The organism is Georgenia sp. G2120, assembly GCF_055326485.1.
This window is the reverse complement of record NZ_JBUZNL010000015.1, coordinates 69,627-88,485: the sequence shown is the minus strand read 5'-3', so window position 1 is coordinate 88,485 and position 18,859 is coordinate 69,627. Positions and strand designations below refer to the sequence as shown.

The window sequence follows — 18,859 nt, the reverse complement described above, 5'->3', positions numbered from 1 at the left end:
TGTCAAGGGCCGTTGAGTTCTGCCCATAGGCGGTCAGTGTTTCGTCCCGCTGGTGGCCATCAGAACTGCCCACTGGTGGCCAGCTGGTTTGCCCGCTTGGGTGGTGATGCTGGCCACCGTGATGGGATCAGTTCAGTGGCATGACTCCCTTCCCGGCCATCGCCTGGGTCATCCGCACGGAGTCTCCGGTGGTCTGGCAGACGTGGGCGTGGTGCAGGAGCCGGTCCACGGTGGCGGTGGCCAGGGTCTTGGGCATCAGTTCGTCGAAACCGGCTGGGTGCAGGTTGGAGCTGATGGCCACGGAGCGTTTCTCGTAGGCGGCGTCCACGATCCGGTAGAGGCCCTCGGCGGCATCGTCGGCGACCGGCAGCAGCCCGATGTCATCGATGATGACCAGGTCGGCGCGCAGGATCCGGGCCACGGCCTTGGTGATGGTGTCATCGGGCCGATGAGCTCGGATCATCGCCCCGAGGTCCTCAAGGGTGAACCAGGCCACCCGTCGGCCCTCCTCGACGGCTTGCTGGCCCAGGGCCTCGAGGAAGAAGGTCTTGCCGGTGCCGGAGGGCCCGCAGACCACGAGGTTCTCCCTGCGTGAGAGCCATTCCAGGGTGCGCAGGGACTGCTGGGTGGGGGCCAGGATCGAGGAGGCCTGTTCATCCCAGGTGGTGAAGGTCTTGCCGGTGGGGAATCCGGCGGCCTTGCGCCGGGCGGCGAGCATGGACCGGGCCCGCCCGGCGGTCTCCTCCGTCAAGAGAGCCTTGAGGACTTCGGCCGGTTCCCAGCGTTGGGCCCGGGCGGTGGCCAGGACCTCGGCGGCGATCCCTCGGGCGTGGGGCATCTTCAGCTGCCGCATCAGCGCCTCGAGCTCGGCCGGCAGCGCCGGTGCGGTGGTGTTCGGGGTCGTGATGCTCATCGGGCTGCCCCCTCGGTGCTGGTGGTGCCGAGGCCGGCCCAGCCGGCGGTGCCCTGCGTCAGGGACCGTTCCTCCGTCGCGGCGTGAGTCCCGGTGCGGTGGCCGGCGGCGGTGAGCAGGGAGGACAGGTCCCCGTGGGCGAAGCGGTGGTGCACGGCGGCGACCCCGAGGGCCTTGTCGACCTGGTCGGTGCCGGTCAGCTTGGCCAGGGTGACGGCCTCGGCCATCTTCTGGCCGATCCGCGCCGTGCCGGCCGCGGCGGCCTCCACCAGCCAGGTCCTCGCCCCGGCCCCGATGCCCAGGAACTCCGCTTCCGCCGCCGAACGAGGCGTCGGGGTGTAGTCCCCGGGCACCTTGTCCGCCTGGTGGCCGGGGAAGTGCGCGTCGTCGATGGCCGGAGACCCGGGCCGGGCCAGCTGATGCCGGGCGACCTCCACCGGACCATCGGCACCGGCGTGCATGATGACCACCTGCGAGTCCGGGCCGGTGCCGTGATGGCGGACGAAGACCTCGGCCCCGAGCAGGTGCGCCGGCACCGAGTACTGGGCGTTCTCGAAGGAGACCATCGGCGTGTTCTCCGGCACCCTGCGTCCGACCCCGTAGGAGACGGTGTGCGCCGTGGCGGGGATGCGGTGCAGCGCGCCAGCCTCCTCGGCGAGCATGTCGGCCGGGCGGCGGCGGGTCACCCGGTGCTCCCGGGCGTTGACCAGGGCCATGAACGACTGACATGCCTCTTCGAGCTCGGCGAACGAGGTGTACTCGGTCCGCAGGTTGGTGTCCTTCGGAACCAGATCGGCCTTGGCCAGTTTCACCGCGTTCTCCACCCCGCCCTTGGCAGCCGGGTCCGCCGGCCGGCAGGTCAGCACCTCCACCCCGTAGTGCGCCGCGAACGCCACGGTGGCCTGGTTGCGCACCGGCACCCCGGCCACATGGGAGACCGTCACCGTCTTCTCGTTGTCCGTGAGCACATACGTCGGGGCACCCCCGATCAGCCGGAAACACCGGTCCAGGGCAGCGAACACGCTCGGAGCCGTCCTATCACGCAGGGCGATGACGATCCGAAAGCGAGACCAGGCCAGCCAGGCCACGAACAGCACCGTCTTGGCCCCGTCAATCACCGGCCCATCGCCGAAGTCGTACTGCAACCAGCCCCCGGGCTCGGTGATCCAGGGCCGGTGCACCCGCCGCCTCCCAGCCCGCCAGGCGGCCTTCACCTCCGCCACCGCCCGGCGGGTGGAACGCTCCGAGCCGGTGTAGCCCATCACGGTGAGCTTGTCGTGCACGACATCGGCGCGGATCCGCCCGGTGGAGGCCTCGACCCATTCCTCGATCTTGGGCAGCCACGCGTCGGTGACCCTCGGGCGACTGGCTCCGGCTCCAGGGGCCTGGCCGGCATCGCGGGCCTGCACCAGCCGGGCCACGGTGTGGTGGGAGCAACCGGTCAACTCGGCGGCACCCCGCAATGACCTGGTCAGGTCATAGGCACTGAGTATTCTCATGGTTTCTACGGCATCCTTCATTCAGGGCCTCTTCCTCGCTGGATTCGATTCGACACCGATATCCAACCCGGGGAAGGGGCCCCCGCCGTCTCACGACGCGGCGGGCAACGAGTAGCGCGGGCAAACCAGATGGCCAGCACCGGGCAGAGCCGGTGGCCATCACTGGGCAGTCCTTGTGGCCGTCAGCGGGTCATTCCCTGGCCACCTATGGGCAGCTTTTCATGGCCGCTGACAGGTGCATCCCCTGGTCTCGCGCCGATCACCTGATCTCGTGCCGGGGCGCAGCCGCACCTCACCACCCAGCCCGCATGGATATGCAAGCCCATGTATGATGATGCGGTGTCTTTCTCGATAGCCGTTGCCGGCGCCTCCGGGTACGCGGGCGGCGAGGTCCTCCGCCTGGCCCTCGCGCACCCCGACCTCACCGTCGGCGCCCTCACCGCCAACAGCTCCGCCGGCGACCCGCTGCTCCGCCACCAGCCCCACCTCCTCCCGCTCGCGGACCGCGTCCTCGAGCCCACGGACCCGGCGCGCCTCGCGGAGCACGACGTCGTCGTCCTCGCCCTCCCGCACGGCGCCTCCGGCGAGGTCACGGCCGCGCTGGAGGACGTCGGGTACGAGGGCCTCGTCGTCGACGCCGGGGCCGACCACCGCCTCACCGACCCCACCGCGTGGGACGACTTCTACGGCACCCCGCACGCCGGCGCCTGGCCCTACGGACTGCCCGAGCTCCTGCACGCCGACGAGACCGCGCCCGCGGCCCAGCGCACGGCCCTCACCACATCGCGTCGCATCGCCGTCCCCGGCTGCAACGTCACGGCGGTCACGCTCGCGCTGCAGCCCGGCGTCGCGGCGGACGTCGTCGACTCCTCCGACGTCGTCGCGGTCCTCGCCGTCGGCTACTCGGGCGCGGGGAAGTCGCTCAAGCCGCACCTCACCGCCGCCGAGGCCGCCGGCAACCTCCAGCCCTACGGCCTCGCGGGCACGCACCGGCACGTCCCGGAGATCGAGCAGAACCTCACCGTCGCCGGCGCCGCCACCCCCAAGGTCTCCTTCACGCCGGTCCTCGCGCCGATCTCGCGCGGGATCCTCGCCACGGTCACCGCGCCGCTGGCCGAGGGCGCCACGGCCGAGGACGTCGCCGCCGCCTGGCACGCCGCCTACGACGACGAGCCCTTCGTCCGTCTCCTGCCCGAGGGCACGTGGCCCACCGCGAGCCAGGTCGCCGGTTCCAACCTCGCCACCGTGCAGGTCGCCGTCGATCACCGCGCCGGCCGAGTCGTCGCCCTGTGTGCCATCGACAACCTCGTCAAGGGCACCGCCGGCGGCGCGATCCAGTCCCTCAACCTCGCCCTCGGCCTCGACGAGACCGCCGGACTGCCGACGACGGGAGTCGCCCCGTGAGCACCGCGTCTCCCATGAGCACACCGACCTCCGGACCCACGACGATGGGAGTCGCCCCGTGACCGACACGAACACGCCCGAGCCTGAGAACACGCCCGCCACCACCCCCGGCATCACCACGCCGAAGGGCTTCCGGGCCGCCGGCGTCACGGCGGGCCTCAAGCCCTCCGGCGCCCCCGACGTCGCGCTCGTCGTCAACGACGGCCCCGACCGCGTCGCCGCCGCGGTCCTCACCACGAACCGCATCGAGGCCGCACCGGTGACCTGGTCGCGCCAGGCGGTCGCGGACGGGCGCCTCGACGCCGTCGTCCTCAACTCCGGGGGTGCCAACGCGTGCACCGGCCCCGAGGGCTTCGCCGACACCCACCGCACGGCCGAGCACGTGGCCGCCACGCTCGGCGTCTCTGCCGGCGACGTCGCCGTCTGCTCGACGGGCCTCATCGGTGAGCGGCTCGACATGCCGCGCCTCCTCGGCGGCATCGACACCGCCGCCATCACCCTCGCCACCACCGGCGGCGACGACGCGGCCCACGCCATCATGACCACCGACACCGTCGCCAAGCAGGTGCACGTCCCCGGCGCCGGCTGGTCCGTCGGCGGCATGGCCAAGGGCGCCGGGATGCTGGCGCCGGGCCTGGCCACGATGCTCGTCGTCCTCACCACGGACGCCGTCGTCGATGCCGCCACCGCCGACCGCGTCCTGCGCGCCGCCACCGCCACGACCTTCGACCGCGTCGACTCCGACGGCTGTATGTCGACCAACGACACGGTCATCCTCCTCGCGTCCGGCGCCTCCGGGGTCACCCCGACCGAGGACGAGCTCGCCGACGCCGTCACCGCCGCGAGCGCGGACCTCGCCCGCAAGCTCGTCGCCGACGCCGAGGGCGCGTCCCACGACATCGCCGTGACCGTCACGAACGCGTCCGACGAGCCCGCCGCCCTTGCCGTCGCCCGCGCGATCACGCGGTCCAACCTCTTCAAGGCGGCGGTGTTCGGCAACGACCCGAACTGGGGCCGGGTGATCGCCGCGGCCGGCACGGTGCCCGTCGACGTCGCGCCCTTCGACCCCACCACGATCGACGTCGCGGTCAACGGCGTCCAGGTGTGCCGCAACGCCGGGGTGGGGGAGCCGCGCGACCTCGTCGACCTGGCCGCGGAGCGCGAGGTGAGCGTCCTCGTCGACCTCAAGGCCGGCGACGCCACCGTCACCGTCTGGACCAACGACCTCACGCACGACTACATCCACGAGAACAGCGCGTACTCCACATGAGCAAACCGACGATCTCGACCAGCACGACGACGAACGACGCCCCGACGACCGCCCCGTCCACGGGGCCGTCCGGCGACGCGCCCACCGCCACCCCCGAGTTCCGCTTCGACACCGAGCGCGACCTCTTCCCGCACCAGAAGGCGGAGGTCCTCGTCCAGGCGCTGCCGTGGTTGCAGCGGTTCGCGGGCGCCACGGTGGTCGTCAAGTACGGCGGCAACGCGATGGTCGACGACGAGCTCAAGCGCGCCTTCGCCTCCGACGTCCTCTTCCTCCACCAGGTGGGGCTCCGCCCGGTCGTCGTGCACGGCGGCGGCCCGCAGATCTCCTCGATGCTCGGCCGCCTCGGTATCGACTCGGAGTTCCGCGGCGGGCTGCGCTACACGTCCGGCGAGGCGATGGACGTCGTTCGCATGGTGCTCACCGGTCAGGTCCAGCGCGAGCTCGTCACGCTGCTCAACCACGACGTCGCGCACGCCGTGGGCCTGTCCGGCGAGGACGGGCGGCTCCTCCTCGCCCGCAGGCGCACGGCCACGGTCGACGGCGAGAGTGTCGACGTCGGGCACGTGGGTGACGTCGTCACCGTCAACCCGGACGCGATCACCCAGCTGCTCGACGCCGGGCGCATCCCGGTGGTCTCGACCATCGCGGTCGACGTCGACGACCCCGCCGAGGTGCTCAACGTCAACGCCGACACCGCGGCCGCCGCCGTCGCCGCCGCCGTGGGGGCGCGTAAGCTCGTGGTCCTCACCGACGTCGAGGGACTGTACGCGAACTGGCCCGACCGCTCCTCGCTGCTGTCCCAGGTCTCCGCGAGCCGGCTGGCCGCGATGCTGCCGAGCCTGCAGTCCGGGATGGTTCCCAAGATGGAGGCCTGCCTGCGGGCGGTGCGCGCCGGGGTCCCGCAGGCGCACGTCATCGACGGCCGCACGCCGCACTCGATGCTGCTGGAGATCTTCACGGACGAGGGGGTGGGGACGCTCGTCCTGCCCGACGACGAGGGGCACGACGACGAGGCGCCCGCCCAGCGGGCCGCCGACCAGGCCGCCGACCCGATGGTCGCCGAGAGCAAGGGGGAGCACTCATGAGCACGACGACGCCGCAGCCCGGCGACGACCGCGATCCTGCCGTGGACGCCCCGGTGGACGGGGCGGACGGGGTGACGTCGGTCGCGCCGACCGGTGAGCCGGCCGCTGGGCCGGACCAGCCCGCCGAGACAGCCGCTGCGCCGGACCAGCCCGCCCAGCCCACGACCTGGCAGGACCGCTACACCGGCGCCGTGATGAACACGTTCGGCACGCCGCGCCTCGAGCTCGTCTCCGGGTCGGGCACGCACGTCACGGACTCCGAGGGCCGCACGTACCTCGACCTGCTCGGCGGCATCGCGGTGCTCTCGCTCGGCCACGGTCACCCGGCGCTCGTGGGCGCCGTCGCGGACCAGGTCGCGCGCCTCGGGCACGTCTCGAACTTCTTCACGACCGACCCCCAGGTGCGGCTCGCCGAGCGGCTGCTCGAGATCGTCGTGCCCGGCGGTGCGCCCGAGGGCTCGCGCGTCTTCCTCTCGAACTCGGGCACCGAGGCCAACGAGGCGGCGCTGAAGATCGTGCGCCGGCACGGCACCGAGCGGTTCGGCACCGGCCGGCCGGGGCGGATCCTCGCGCTCGAGCACGCCTTCCACGGCCGCACCCTCGGTGCCCTCGCGCTCACCCACAAGGCCGCCTACCGCGAGCCGTTCGCGCCGCTCGGCCCGGACGTCACGTTCGTCGCGCCGGGGGACATCGAGTCGGTCCGCCGCGAGCTGGCGGTCGGCGACGTCGGCGGACTGATCGTCGAGCCCATCCAGGGGGAGGCCGGCGTCGTGCCGCTTCCCGAGGGGTTCCTCGCGGAGGCCGGGCAGGCCGCCCGCGACGCCGGCGCACTCGTCGTGGTCGACGAGATCCAGACCGGCATCGGCCGCACCGGCAGCTGGCTCGGGCACCACCGCCGAGAGCTCGGCGGCGGGTTCGTCCCCGACGTCGTCACGCTCGCCAAGGGCCTCGGCGGCGGCATGCCGATCGGCGCGACCATCGCGATCGGCGAGCACGCGGCCACGCAGCTCGGCCCCGGCGCCCACGGCACGACGTTCGGCGGCAACCCGACCTCGGCGGCCGCGGCGCTCGCGGTCCTCGACGTCGTCGGCGCCCCGGGCTTCCTCGACGGCGTCGAGCAGACGGGGAAGTCCCTGCGCGCCGCGATCGAGTCCATCGGCTCGCCCCTCGTGGCGGGCACGCGGGGCGCGGGGTTGCTCGTCGGCGTCGGGCTGACGGGCGAGCACTCCGCCGCGGTCACCGCCGCCGCCCAGGACGCCGGCCTCATCGTCAACCCCGTCGCCCCGGACACCGTGCGACTCGCGCCCGCGCTGATCCTCTCGGAGGACGACGTGGCCGAGGCGGCCGAGAAGCTCGCCCTCGCGCTCGACCGCGTCGAGCAGAACCTGACGAGTGAGGGGATTTCCGGCCCCGAGGACGGCCGACGATGAGCGCCCCGACCACCCGGGCCGCGCGGCACGCGATCGTCGAGGAGCTCATCGGGGCGGGCGAGGTCCACTCGCAGTCCGAGCTCCAGGGCCTCCTCGCGGATCGCGGGGTGAGCGTCACCCAGACCACGGTCTCCCGCGACCTCGACGAGCTGCGCGCCGTCAAGGTCCGCGGCACCGACGGCTCGCAGGTCTACGCGCTGCCCGCCCTCGTCTCGCCGGCTCCGGCCACGGACGCCACCCAGGTGCACGCGCGCCTCGAGCGGTGGTGCGTCGAGGTCCTCGTCGGCGCCGACCACGCCCAGAACCTCGCCGTCCTGCGCACCCCGCCGGGGGCGGCCCAGCTGCTGGCCTCCGCCGTCGACCAGTCCCGGTTCCCGGGGGTGCTCGGCTGCGTGGCCGGCGACGACACGGTCCTCGTCATCACGCGCGACGACGAGACCGCCGCCGGGCTCGTCGCCCGGCTCCTCGACCTTGCCCGCCGCGGCGGGCCCCGCTCCACCTCCCGCACGGAGACGACCAGCCCTGATCAGGGCGAAAGGATGGACGCATGACCACCGAGACCTCCCAGACCACCCCGGCGCCCCAGGCCGGGAGCGCCGGCGGAACCGCGAGCGGCAAGGAGCGCGTCGTCCTCGCGTACTCCGGCGGGCTCGACACCTCCGTCGCCATCGGCTGGATCGGCGAGCAGACGGGGGCGGAGGTCATCGCGGTGGCCGTCGACGTCGGGCAGGGTGGTGAGGACCTCGAGGTCATCCGTCAGCGTGCGCTCGACTGCGGCGCCGTCGACGCCTACGTGGCCGACGCCAAGGACGAGTTCGCCGCCGAGTACTGCATGCCGGCGCTCCAGGCGCAGGGCCTCTACCAGGACGCCTACCCGCTCGTGTCCGCGATCTCGCGGCCGGTCATCGTCAAGCACCTCGTGCGCGCGGCCAAGCGGTTCGGCGCCACGACCGTGGCCCACGGCTGCACCGGCAAGGGCAACGACCAGGTCCGCTTCGAGGTCGGCATCACCTCGCTCGCGCCGGAGCTCAGGTGCATCGCGCCGGTCCGTGACCTCGCTCTGACCCGCGACGTCGCCATCGAGTACGCCGAGAAGCACAACCTCCCGATCGAGACGACGAGGAACAACCCGTTCTCCATCGACCAGAACGTGTGGGGCCGCGCCATCGAGACCGGTTTTCTCGAGGACATCTGGAACGCCCCGACCAAGGACATCTTCAGCTACACCGACGACCCCACGTACCCGCCGCTGCCCGACGAGGTCGTCATCCGCTTCGAGCAGGGCATCCCGGTGGAGATCGACGGCGTGGCCGTCACCCCCCTCCAGGCCATCCAGGAGATGAACCGCCGCGCCGGCGCCCAGGGCATCGGGCGGATCGACGTGGTCGAGGACCGGCTCGTCGGCATCAAGTCCCGCGAGGTGTACGAGGCCCCCGGTGCGATGGCCCTGCTCGCCGCGCACAAGGAGCTCGAGAACGTCACCATCGAGCGGGAGCTCGCGCGCTACAAGCGCCGGGTCTCCGAGCGGTGGGCCGAGCTCGTCTACGACGGCCAGTGGTTCTCGCCCCTGAAGAAGGCGCTCGACGTGTTCGTCGCCGAGACCCAGCGCTACGTCTCCGGCGAGATCCGGATGACGCTGCACGGCGGCCGCGCGGTCGTCACCGGGCGCCGGTCGGAGTCGTCGCTGTACGACTTCAACCTCGCGACCTACGACGCCGGGGACACGTTCGACCAGTCGAGCTCGGTCGGGTTCATCGACATCTACGGCCTCACCTCGAAGCTGTCCGCCGCGCGCGACGAGAAGTTCGGCAACGGGGTGGACTTCTTCACCGACTGAGCAGGTGTGGTGGGCGGCCGACGCGGCTGCCCATCGCCCGAGATGCGCTAAGAGGGCGGGCGCCGACCGGATCACTGGTCGGCGCCCGCCCTCCTGCGTGCTGCGAGGTCGTCACGGTCACCCCGTGCGATGGGATCAGCCGACCGAGCCTCCGCCGGTGCCGTACCCGCTGAACTCCCCGCAGATCTCCCGGATCGCGGCCTCGTTCTCGGCGTTGCTCGCGATGAGGTCGGGGTCCGGCGTTCCGCCGCCCGCGGCCTCGCCGAACGCGGCCTCCTCCTCGAACAGCGGCCGCAGGTTGTCCGGGGACCGCTCCGCGAGGTCGGCCGACTGCTCCCCGTAGTCGGCGAAGATCTCCTGCACGGCGCCGACGTCGGACAGGTCGGTCAGCTCAAGCGTGCGCTGCTCCATCTCCTGGTAGATCGTGCTGAACTCGTCGCACGCCTCGGACTCGGACAGCTCCTCGCCCCCGCCGCCGCATGCGGCCAGGCAGGTGGCGAGGAGGCCGACGGTGAACATCGTGGCGGCGGGACGGCGGACGGTCATGGTGTCTCCGATGGGTTCGGTGGGTGGGGGTTCGTCGTCGGGCAGGGGTGTGAGGCAGCGGGAGCGCTCAGCTCGCGTCCGCCCCGGAGGCCGTCCCGCACGCCGCGTGGATCGCGTTCTCGGTGGCCAGGTGGTCGGGGAAGGTGTCCTCGTCGACCTCGCTGCCGTCGAGGAGGGTCTCGGCGAACTCGGCCTCGTCGTCGAAGAGGTCGGCGAGGTCGCCCGGCGCGCGGTCGGCGAGGTCGGCCATCTGCTTGCCGTACTCGTCCATGAGGTCGGGCTGCATGACCTGGTTCGGGTCGAGGAAGGTGGGGTTGGTGGCCTCGATGTCGGAGACGATGCGGTCGTACTCGGCACAGGCTTCGGCCTCGGTCAGCTCGGGCTCGTCCCCGCAGGCGGCAAGGGCGGCGACGACCAGCCCGACGACGACGAGCGGGGCGGTCCTGCGCGCGTGCATGGTGGCTCCGGGAGGTCGCGGTGGGCGGCTCGCGAACCGTGCGGGCCTGCGTCGAACCTAGTGACGGCCGGGGCGGGCCGGACAGGGGGAGCGCTCCCCGTCCACGAGGGTGTGGGCGCTGCGGCGCCTACTGCCGGACGGAGGTCGCGGCCGGGACGACACACCTCGTCGCTCAGCCGCAGATCTCCTCGATCGCGGCCGTGTTCTCCTGCGAGCTCTCGAGCATCGTGACGTCGGCGGTGCCGTCGACGATCGCGCGCATGAGGGCGGCCTCCTCCTCGAACAGCGGCGCGAGGTTGTCCGGCGAGCGCTCGGCGAGGTCGAGCATCTCGGTCTCGTACTCCTCGTAGAGGTCGGTGCCGGCGTCGGGGCCGCCCTCCTCGGCGGAGCGCTCGCCGAACTCCTCGAACGTGGTCGTGTACTCCTCGCAGGCCTCGGCCTCGGTCAGCTCGTCGTCGCTCCCGCACGCGGCGAGGGTGGTGGCGAGGAGGCCGGCGGCGAGCGCGGTCGTCAGCGTGCGGGGAAGGCGTCGAGGCATGGCGTCACGGTAGTCCCGCCGCAGCGCGACCGGCCGCGGGGTCCCGGAGGGCGATCCACCGCGCCACCTGCGGCAGGCTGGTGCCATGACCACGACCGGCCGGCTCGCCCTCCTCGGCCGCGTCGTCACGCCCGACGCCGTGCTCGACGACGCCGCTGTCCTCGTCGAGCGCGACCGCATCGTGGCGGTCGGACCGGCGCGCGAGCTCGACCTCGCCGGGGCACGGACACTGACCACGGACGGGTTCGTGCTCCCCGGCCTCGTCGACCTGCACAACCACGGCGGCGGGGGAGTGGGTTTCCCGGACCACGTCGACGCCGCCACCACCCTCCGTGCCGTCCACGAGCACAGGAACCACGGCACGACGACGATGCTCGCCTCCCTGGTGACCGCTCCGTCCCTGGTCCTCAGGGAGCGCGTCGCGGTGCTCGCCGACCTGTGCGACGCCGGGGAGATCGCCGGGATCCACCTCGAGGGACCGTTCCTCTCGGCGGCCCGGGCCGGCGCCCAGGACCCGTCGGCGATCCACCCGCCCGACGCCGCGCTCACCGCCGAGCTGCTCAACATCGGGCGCGGGCACGTGCGGACGATGACGATCGCGCCGGAGCTGCCCGGGGTGGAGCGAGTGGTGGAGGCGCTGATCGCCGGCGGTGCGCTCCCGTCCTTCGGCCACACCGACGCCGATGCGGCGACGACCCGTGGGGCGATCGAGCACGCGGTGGAGGTGCTCGGGGACGCCCGCCCGACGGTCACGCACCTGTTCAACGGCATGCGCCCGTTCGCTCACCGCGACCCGGGTCCGATCCCGGCGATCGTGTCGGCGGCCGCGCGGGGGCTCGTCGTCGTCGAGCTCGTGGGCGACGGCGTCCACCTCGACGTCTCGCTGGTGCGCGACGTGGTCGAGATCGTGGGGCGGGACTCCGCGGTTCTCATCACCGACGCCCTCGCCGCTACCGGCATGCCCGACGGCGACCACCAGCTCGCCGGGATGCGCGTGACCGTGACCGACGGGGTCGCCCGGCTGCCCGACGGCGGGGCGCTCGCCGGCAGCACGAGTCACCTGATCGACGTCGTGCGAACCGTCCACCGCGCCGGCGTCCCGCTCGTCGACGCGGTGCACATGGCGTCCGCGGTGCCGGCACGGGTGCTGGGGTTGTCCGACGTCGGCGTGCTCGTCCCGGGTGCGCGGGCCGACGTCGTCCTCTCCGACGGCGACCTGCGGCCGACGAGCGTCGTGCGGAACGGAGAAGTCGTCGCCGCGAGCTGAGCCCCGCGTTCCTGCGAGTTCGTTACTGCGTTCCTGCGAGCTGCCGCCTTCGACAGGCACCCCGCCTCGCTCCGCTCAGGCCCCCGCGAGCGTCGCTACCAGGACGGCCTTGATCGTGTGCATCCGGTTCCCGGCCTGGTCGAACACCTTCGAGGCGGGGGAGCGGAAGACCTCGTCGGTGACCTCGAGGGCGTCCATGCCGGTGGTCTCGTAGACGTCGCGCCCGACCGCGGTGCCGAGGTCGTGGAACGCCGGCAGGCAGTGGAGGAAGATCGCGGCGTCGTTCCCCGTCGCGGCCATGACCTCGCTCGTCACCTGGTAGTCGCGCAGCGCGGCCACGCGCTCCGCCCACACCTCCTTCTTCTCGCCCATGGACACCCACACGTCGGTGGACACGGCGTCGGCGCCGCGTACCCCCTCGGCGACGTCGGACGTCAGCGTGATCCGGGCGCCCGTGGTCTCCGCGATCGCGCGCGCGGCGTCGACAACGTCGGCCGGCGGCTGGTACGCCTCCGGCGCGACGATCCGCACGTCCATCCCCAGCAGCGCCGAGGAGACGAGAAGGGAGCGGCCGGTGTTGAAGCGGGCGTCGCCGAGGTAGGCGTGCACCACGTCCGAGAACGGCTTGGCCACGTGCTCGCGGATCGTCAGGGCGTCGGCGAGCATCTGGGTGGGGTGCCAGGCGTCGGTCAGGCCGTTGTAGACGGGGACGCCGCCGTGCTCGGCGAGGGTCTCGACGGTGGTCTGGTGGTCGCCGCGGTACTCGATGGCGTCGTACATCTGGCCGAGCACCGCGGCGGTGTCCGCGATCGACTCCTTGTGGCCGATCTGCGAGCCCGACGGGTCGAGGTACGTGGTGGCGGCGCCCTGGTGGGCGGCGGCGACCTCGAACGCTGCGCGCGTCCGCGTGGAGGTCTTCTCGAAGATGAGCGCGACCGCCTTGCCCGTCAGCCGCCGCTCCTCACGCCCCTCGCGTCGCTCGGCCTTCAGCTGCTCCGCGAGGTCGACGAGGTGCAGCCACTCCGCCGGCGTGAAGTCGAGCTCCTTGAGCAGGTGGCGGCCGGTGAGGTCGATGGGGGCGCTGGTCATGGCCCAATCGTACGGACGTCACGGAACACGTCCGACGACGAACATCGCCCGGCCAGGCGCCCGCCGCGCAGTGTGCGGACCCAGAACAACGGAGTGTGTCCGGTCGGGCAATGTACCCGAACGGGTACTTAACGGTCGATGCACTCACCCATAGTGTCGAGCACCACATACTCGACGCACGGCCGAGCAATGACGCATCGACCCACGTGACGGAGAAGTCCACGTATGACCCACGTTTTTTCCGGCGGCAATCAGACGAATGAATCTACGCTCGACGACGGGAACTCGAAAGGTATCGGGCCGAAATACAGTCAGACGGGCGATCTTGTGGTGCAGGTCGTTTTCCTGGTCGTTGGAGTTTTGGTAGCAGGTCAGGGATTCGACATCGGACTGTCGGTCGAAGGTGGTTCGCTCGGGGCCGGGATGGTCCCGGCAGTCGTCGGCTCGGTGATGGCGATACTGGCTGGTACCCTCCTCGCTATATCGGGCAAGCGGCGACTCGCGGTCCGACGTCGCTCCGCGGCCACGAACACCGCAGATTCGCACGACGGCGTTGGCGCCGAGGGTGCGGCGAGTACGTCCGGTTCTTCCGCTGACAACGCGACCGGCGAACCTGCCGATGCCATGTGGAAACGCTGGGTCAACGTCGCCGGGCTGATGGCCCTGGCGCTCGTGATCCCGGTCGTGGGGCTCGCTCCGGCCGTGGGCATCTATGTCTTTCTGGTGTCATTCTTGATCGAACGGTGGAAGATTGTGTACAGCCTCTTGTTCGCCGTTGCGATCGGCGGGACGGTCTGGCTCATCTTCCAAGAGCTCCTTTCCGTGCCCGTGCCCACCGGATTCCTCGGTTGATGCGCGATGGTTGACATTCTTCTCGGCCTGCAAACGGCCTTCACAGCGACGAACCTGCTCTACTGCCTGCTCGGAGTCACGCTCGGCACCGTGATCGGGATGCTTCCCGGGCTCGGTTCTGCCTCGGGGGTGGGCCTGCTCCTTCCCTTGACGTTCGGGCTCGAACCAGTCACCGCCATCATCATGCTCGCTGGCATCTACTACGGATCTCAGTACGGCGGGACGATCTCCTCGGTCCTCATCGGAGCGCCTGGTGAAGCAGCCACGGCCGTGACCGTGCTGGAGGGCCATCAGATGGCCCAGCGCGGACGCGCAGGACAAGCTCTTGCGATTGCCGCCATCGCCTCGTTCGTTGCAGGCCTGCTGAGCCTCATCGTCGTGATGTTCGTGTCGCCCCTGCTTGCCGACGTCGCGCTCCGGTTCGGGCCCCCGGAGATGGTCGCCGTCATCCTGCTGGCGCTTGTCGCCACAGTCGGCATCACCGACGGCAGCCGGATCAAAGGGCTGCTGTGCCTGGGTCTGGGCCTGATCGTGGCGACGGTGGGCATCGACCCGGTACTCGGGACCGAGCGCTTCACATTCGGCCGCATCGAGCTGCTCGGCGGACTCGGCTTCATCGAGGTCGTGATCGGCGTGTTCGCGATCGCGGAGATCCTTCGGAACGTCTCCGCCCGCCACTTCAGGCAGGTCTCGCGTCCGTCGTGGAAGGAGATGATGCTGTCCAAGAGCGACATCAAGGACAGCAGTGGCCCGATTCTTCGAGGAAGTGCGATCGGCACGGTGATGGGCGTCGTGCCGGGCGCAGGGTCGACGCTCGCCTCGTTCGCAAGCTACGGCGTCGAACGTGTTCGTGCCGGGGGCCGGGGATTTGGGCGGGGTGCCATTCAGGGTGTTGCGGGCCCCGAGGCGGCGAACAACGCCGGTGCCAACGGTTCGTTCATCCCCACGCTCTCGCTCGGCATTCCTGGATCAGCGACTACGGCGGTGCTACTCGGGGCGCTGACACTTCACGGTATCCAGCCCGGACCTCTCCTCATCGAGCAGCAGCCCGTTCTGGTCTGGGGGGTTCTGTGCTCGTTCCTCATCGGCAACGCGATCCTGCTGATCCTCAACCTGCCGCTCGCCCCGGCGTTCGCCTCTGTGCTCACGGTGCCCTACAAGCGGCTCTATCCCGTGATCTTCGCGGTGTGCATCATCGGTGCCTATGCCGTCGAGAACACCATGACGGGGGTCTGGGTGGCCCTGGTGTTCGGCGTCGTGGGCTATTTCCTGCAGAAGTATGACTACCCGTTGCTCCCGCTCATTCTTGGTCTCATTCTCGGCCCGATGCTCGAACAAGGGCTGGCGCAGTCCGTGCAGATGGGCGGCGGAAACTACGGGATCTTCATCGATCGCCCACTAGCGATGGTTTTTCTTGCTCTGGCCCTGCTTTTCCTCGTGGTCCCCGCAGTCACCCGTCTCATCAAGAAGAAGAGAGCGGCGGCCATCCCGATGGAGAAGGTCTGACGGAGGGCGGGGCCGGAGAGGAAGCAACGGCCGCCCCACGACATCAGTCCACAGATTTGAGCACGAACTCGGCGTCCACGTTGACCGTAGGGAGAAGAACATGACACACCGAACTCGCAGGACGCGGGCACTCGCCGCGCTGGCCGGATCGACGTTGATCCTGGCCGCCTGTTCCAGCAGTGACGACAACGGCGGCAGCGAGGAGGGCGGGGATGGCGCGTGGTCGCCGGAGCGGGACGTGAACTACGTCGTGCCGGCCAACGCCGGCGGTGGACAGGACCTGTTCGCGCGGGCGATGGCCGACTCGTTCGCACAGACGGACGACTCGGTCACGGTCGTGGTGGAGAACCGTCCGGGTGGCTCGAGCGCGACCGGATCCTCCTATGTGCAGCAGCAGGAGGGAGACCCGCACTTTCTCCTGACCGCGACGATCTCGACCTTGTCACTGCCGATCACGACGGACGTCAGCTACACGTGGGAGAGCTTCACCCCGATCGCCATGGTCGGTACCGACGTGTCCATCGCCGTGGTGCGGGCGGACTCCGAGTGGGACTCGCTCGAGGCTGTCGTCGAGGACGCGGCGAACGTCCGGGCGGGAGTTGCCGGTCAGGACGGACCGGACTCCGTCACGCTCGACGTCCTCATCAACGAGACCGGCTCCGAGTTCGACCGCGTGGTCTTCCAGTCGGGCGCCGAGATCGTCACCGCGATCCTGGCAGGCAACATCGAGATGGCGATCGTCAACCCCAACGAGGTAGCGGGCCAGCTGGAGAGCGGCGACCTTGTCGCCATAGCCGTGTTTGCGGACGAACGCTACCCGGAGGACTCCGACCTGGGCGACATTCCGACCGCCGCCGAGCAGGGATACGACGTCGCGGTCAGCCAGCTGAGAGGTGTGCTCGCGCCTCCCGGAATCACCGACGAGCAGCGGACCTACTGGGAAGACATGGTCGAGGCCTACACCGAGACCGAGGCTTACGACACCTACATCGAGTCCTCCCTGCTGCAGCCACAGTTCCTCACGGGTGAGGAGCTTGAGAACTACCTCGCCGAGCAGGAGGAACTCCTGCAGGGCGTCCTGGGCGAGTAGTCGCCACCTGATTCACGAGCCAGTTACCAAGGAGTGCTGATGTCCAGGATCGTCGAGGCCCACAGCTGGATCCTGCGGATCCCCCTGCCGGGCGACCACCGCGTCGGTGATGAGAAGGACCACAACATGGCGGGTGTCACGCTGAAGACCGAGGACGGCCACATCGGCCGCGGTTTCGGTTTCACCGTCGAGTGGGACGGTGCCCCCGCAATCAAGACGGTCATCGATTCGGTGCTCCTTCCCGCTGTCATCGGCCGCAGGAGTTACGACGTGGCCGACATCTGGCGCAAGAGCATGCTCAGGCTCGACCGCGTCCGGCGTGGACTTGCGTCGATCGCGATCGGCGCCGTGGACATGGCCTTGTGGGACCTTGCCGCGGTGGAGCGTGGAATCTCGCTGGCGGACCATGCCGGCAAGGTCGTGACATCGGTTCCCGCATACTCGAGCGGTCAGTTCGCTCCGACGCTACCGATGGAAAAGGTCATCGAGAACGTCCACAAGCAGCTGGAGATGAGTCTGACGGCGGTCAAGCTCCGCGTGGGTATCGACCCGGAGAACGACATCAGCCGGATCAAGGCACTGCGTTCCGAGTTCGGTGAGTCGCTGCGCATCATGTGCGATGCGAACCAGCGCCTGCTTCTGCCCGAGGCGATCTCGCTCGGGCGCAGGCTTGCTGACCTCGACGTCTACTGGTTCGAGGAGCCGATGGATGCGCGCGACGTCGCCGGTCACTCAGCACTTGCCAGGGCTATCGACGTGCCCATTGCGGTCGGAGAGCACCTCCAGAGCGCCGGGGAGTTCCAGGAGTACGCCCGTCGCGGCGCAGCCCATCTCCTGCAACCGGATGTCGGACAGCTCGCGGGCCCGACGGAGTTCTTCCAGATTGCCAACGTCGCGCTGTCCGAGGGTGCCGCACTTGCCCCGCACTTCCTGCCCGAGATTCATATCCACCTCATGGCTGCCTACCCGAACGCTGCCTATCTCGAGCAGTTCCCCTGGGCCGACGAGTGGCTCGTCAACACGTTGAAGTTCGAGAACGGGCACGCACGTGTCCCCGACACCGTCGGCCACGGTTTCGACCTGCTGCCCGACGCCATCGAGCAGTTCCTCGTCGCTGGGCAGTGGGACTGATGTCCGGCGGTCTGGTGCTGGTCGGCAGGGAGCAGTTCCGTCGTTCGCTCGTCGAGAGCGCCCTCGACGAGGCGGGACTCGAATGGGCCCTGCTCGAGGAGCCGGGCGCGCGAGCCGACCAGCTTCTCGAACGGGCAGTCGCGCTCGTCGTCCCGCCTGAGCGGATCCTGTCCGAGGACGAGGTGGGACGGGCACGCGAGCTGCGCGCCGTGGTCAGCCCGGTCATCGGGACCAACCACCTGCCGCTCAAGGCGCTGGCGCACAGGGGTGTCCCGGTGGCGCACGGAGCGGCGCCGGAGAACTACGTGGGGATGGCGGAGGCCGCGGTGGGGCTCATGCTGTCGATCGTCCATCACCTCAAGGTGAAGGAGGCGAACCTGCTGAACCGCGAGGAGCGTCTCACCGATGTCGGTGGACTCCTCAGCAACCGGACCATCGGGCTCGTCGGACTGGGCCGGATCGGGCGTGCTGTTGCCGAGCGCCTGACGGCCTTCGGCTGCCGGCTCGTCGGCTCGGACCCCCAGGTGGACGAGGTCCACGGTGTCGAGGTGCTCCCGCTCGCGGAGCTGCTCCGGGTCTCCGACGTCATCAGTATCCAGGTCCCGCTGACCGACGACAGCCGCGCGTTGTTCGACTTCGCGGCGTTCCAGACGGTCAAGCCGGGCGCGTTCGTCGTCAACATCGGCCGCGGAGGCGTGGTAGACGAGGTCGCACTCGCCGAGGCACTCGACCGCGGCCAGGTGGCCGGCGCCGCCATCGATGTCTGGGCGGACGAACCGCCATCTCCGGACCATCCCCTGCTGGGCCGGACGGACGTGATCGCCACCTTGCACAATGCAGGGCACAGCAACGAGGCCTACGACAGGTTGGCCCGGCTCTCGGTGGAGCAGGTCACCCGACTGCTGGCCGGTCGCGAGGCCGTCTACCCCGTCGGCTAGCCGGATC

The 18,859-nt window shown here is 70.5% G+C and carries 18 protein-coding genes; 12 read left to right on the top strand and 6 right to left on the bottom strand.

What is annotated here, in order from left to right; translation table 11 throughout:
• Positions 1-127: 127 nt before the first annotated feature.
• Both istB and istA read right to left on the bottom strand, forming a co-directional pair.
• The gene (gene istB / locus ACZLMO_RS14590; protein WP_463654080.1) at positions 128-913 is read right to left on the bottom strand and encodes an IS21-like element helper ATPase IstB; all 786 of its coding nucleotides are present in this window, start codon (positions 911-913) and stop codon (positions 128-130) included.
• Positions 910-2,433, bottom strand: coding sequence for an IS21 family transposase (gene istA, locus ACZLMO_RS14585; RefSeq protein ID WP_463654081.1), 1,524 nt, complete (start codon positions 2,431-2,433; stop codon positions 910-912). The genes istB and istA overlap by 4 nt, the downstream gene beginning before the upstream one ends.
• 303 nt (positions 2,434-2,736) lie before the next feature.
• Between istA and argC the strand changes: the two genes are divergently transcribed.
• Genes argC through ACZLMO_RS14555 form a run of 6 tightly spaced genes read left to right on the top strand, consistent with a single transcriptional unit; the run spans position 2,737 to position 9,438 of the window.
• On the top strand, positions 2,737-3,816 hold the full coding sequence (gene argC / locus ACZLMO_RS14580; RefSeq protein ID WP_463654140.1) for an N-acetyl-gamma-glutamyl-phosphate reductase: 1,080 nt from the start codon (positions 2,737-2,739) through the stop codon (positions 3,814-3,816).
• A 58-nt stretch (positions 3,817-3,874) separates the two neighbouring features.
• Positions 3,875-5,086: a bifunctional glutamate N-acetyltransferase/amino-acid acetyltransferase ArgJ gene (gene argJ / locus ACZLMO_RS14575; RefSeq protein WP_463654139.1), complete on the top strand. Its 1,212-nt coding sequence runs from the start codon at positions 3,875-3,877 to the stop codon at positions 5,084-5,086.
• Positions 5,083-6,171: an acetylglutamate kinase gene (gene argB, locus ACZLMO_RS14570; RefSeq protein ID WP_463654138.1), complete on the top strand. Its 1,089-nt coding sequence runs from the start codon at positions 5,083-5,085 to the stop codon at positions 6,169-6,171. The genes argJ and argB overlap by 4 nt, the downstream gene beginning before the upstream one ends.
• Complete coding sequence (locus ACZLMO_RS14565) at positions 6,168-7,601, top strand: acetylornithine transaminase (RefSeq protein WP_463654137.1); 1,434 nt, start codon at positions 6,168-6,170, stop codon at positions 7,599-7,601. The genes argB and ACZLMO_RS14565 overlap by 4 nt, the downstream gene beginning before the upstream one ends.
• Positions 7,598-8,152 (top strand): arginine repressor, encoded by a 555-nt coding sequence (gene argR, locus ACZLMO_RS14560; RefSeq protein ID WP_463654136.1) that lies wholly within the window; start codon positions 7,598-7,600, stop codon positions 8,150-8,152. Before ACZLMO_RS14565 ends, argR begins: the two co-directional genes overlap by 4 nt.
• Positions 8,149-9,438: an argininosuccinate synthase gene (locus ACZLMO_RS14555; protein ID WP_463654135.1), complete on the top strand. Its 1,290-nt coding sequence runs from the start codon at positions 8,149-8,151 to the stop codon at positions 9,436-9,438. The genes argR and ACZLMO_RS14555 overlap by 4 nt, the downstream gene beginning before the upstream one ends.
• Before the next feature lie 135 nt (positions 9,439-9,573).
• Here ACZLMO_RS14555 and ACZLMO_RS14550 read toward each other — a convergent pair whose 3' ends face one another.
• The 3 genes from ACZLMO_RS14550 to ACZLMO_RS14540 all read right to left on the bottom strand — a co-directional run bounded on the left by ACZLMO_RS14550 (position 9,574) and on the right by ACZLMO_RS14540 (position 10,979).
• Positions 9,574-9,984 carry a hypothetical protein gene (locus ACZLMO_RS14550; RefSeq protein ID WP_425713104.1) on the bottom strand — a complete coding sequence of 137 codons (411 nt, stop codon included), beginning with the start codon at positions 9,982-9,984 and terminating at the stop codon, positions 9,574-9,576.
• 67 nt (positions 9,985-10,051) lie between these two features.
• A complete protein-coding gene (locus tag ACZLMO_RS14545) occupies positions 10,052-10,441 on the bottom strand; it encodes a hypothetical protein (RefSeq protein ID WP_425713105.1) in 390 nt (129 codons plus the stop codon).
• Between the two features lie 172 nt (positions 10,442-10,613).
• Positions 10,614-10,979 (bottom strand): hypothetical protein, encoded by a 366-nt coding sequence (locus tag ACZLMO_RS14540; RefSeq protein WP_463654134.1) that lies wholly within the window; start codon positions 10,977-10,979, stop codon positions 10,614-10,616.
• 85 nt (positions 10,980-11,064) lie between these two features.
• Here ACZLMO_RS14540 and ACZLMO_RS14535 point away from each other — a divergent pair, with 85 nt between their 5' ends.
• A complete protein-coding gene (locus ACZLMO_RS14535) occupies positions 11,065-12,246 on the top strand; it encodes an N-acetylglucosamine-6-phosphate deacetylase (RefSeq protein WP_463654133.1) in 1,182 nt (393 codons plus the stop codon).
• A 75-nt stretch (positions 12,247-12,321) separates the two neighbouring features.
• On the opposite strand, the gene argF is transcribed toward ACZLMO_RS14535, so the two are convergent.
• Positions 12,322-13,335, bottom strand: a complete 1,014-nt coding sequence (gene argF, locus ACZLMO_RS14530; protein WP_463654132.1) for an ornithine carbamoyltransferase — start codon at positions 13,333-13,335, stop codon at positions 12,322-12,324.
• A gap of 225 nt (positions 13,336-13,560) precedes the next feature.
• Here argF and ACZLMO_RS14525 point away from each other — a divergent pair, with 225 nt between their 5' ends.
• The 5 genes from ACZLMO_RS14525 (at position 13,561) to ACZLMO_RS14505 (ending at position 18,852) form a co-directional block, all read left to right on the top strand.
• Positions 13,561-14,187 carry a tripartite tricarboxylate transporter TctB family protein gene (locus ACZLMO_RS14525; RefSeq protein ID WP_463654131.1) on the top strand — a complete coding sequence of 209 codons (627 nt, stop codon included), beginning with the start codon at positions 13,561-13,563 and terminating at the stop codon, positions 14,185-14,187.
• Positions 14,188-14,193: 6 nt separating this feature from the next.
• Positions 14,194-15,693: a tripartite tricarboxylate transporter permease gene (locus tag ACZLMO_RS14520; RefSeq protein WP_463654130.1), complete on the top strand. Its 1,500-nt coding sequence runs from the start codon at positions 14,194-14,196 to the stop codon at positions 15,691-15,693.
• A gap of 100 nt (positions 15,694-15,793) precedes the next feature.
• The gene (locus ACZLMO_RS14515; RefSeq protein WP_463654129.1) at positions 15,794-16,783 is read left to right on the top strand and encodes a tripartite tricarboxylate transporter substrate binding protein; all 990 of its coding nucleotides are present in this window, start codon (positions 15,794-15,796) and stop codon (positions 16,781-16,783) included.
• A 39-nt stretch (positions 16,784-16,822) separates the two neighbouring features.
• A complete protein-coding gene (locus tag ACZLMO_RS14510) occupies positions 16,823-17,914 on the top strand; it encodes a mandelate racemase/muconate lactonizing enzyme family protein (RefSeq protein WP_463654128.1) in 1,092 nt (363 codons plus the stop codon).
• A complete protein-coding gene (locus ACZLMO_RS14505; protein ID WP_463654127.1) occupies positions 17,914-18,852 on the top strand; it encodes an NAD(P)-dependent oxidoreductase in 939 nt (312 codons plus the stop codon). The genes ACZLMO_RS14510 and ACZLMO_RS14505 overlap by 1 nt, the downstream gene beginning before the upstream one ends.
• The last annotated feature ends 7 nt before the right edge of the window (positions 18,853-18,859 follow it).